Annotated in this window: 1 pseudogene; it reads right to left on the bottom strand. The window is 69.4% G+C overall.

Annotated elements, in window-relative coordinates:
* Window positions 1–447 (bottom strand): annotated as a pseudogene (locus DBR34_RS23530) (cell envelope integrity protein TolA); the annotation flags it as partial.

The following is a 447-nucleotide window of genomic DNA, read 5'->3' as shown; positions in this document are numbered from 1 at the left end:
CCGCCGTGCCGCTGGCCGCGCGCGCGGCGGCGACCTGGCGCAGCTTCTGCTCGGCCAGCTTGGCTTCCTTCTCGGCCTGCTCGCGCTTGCGTCGGATCTCGGCGATTTTCTGTTGGCGCTCGGCTTCGGCCTTGGTGTCGTTGGCCTTCTGCTGCTGCTCGGCCAGCTTCTTCTTTTCCGCCTCTTCCTGCTGCTTGGCCAGGCGCAGCTTCTGCTCGGCCTGCTCCTGGCGCTTGCGCTCGGTCAGGTCGATCTGTTCCTGGCGGCGCTTGGCTTCCTGCTCCTGCTTGGCCTTCTCGGCCGAGATCGCCAGCGCGTTCACCGCCTCCTGGTCGATCTTGTCGGGCTGGGCCACGCGTTCCTGCGCCTGTTGCTGCTGCGGGGTGGGCGCGTCCTGCGGGCGCGGTTCCTCGATCGGCTGCGGCGGCGGCACGGTGTCTTCGGGGA

Source organism: Stenotrophomonas sp. HMWF003 (assembly GCF_003061285.1).
GTDB lineage: Bacteria > Pseudomonadota > Gammaproteobacteria > Xanthomonadales > Xanthomonadaceae > Stenotrophomonas > Stenotrophomonas maltophilia_AP.
This window is presented reverse-complemented; position numbering and strand designations above follow the sequence as displayed.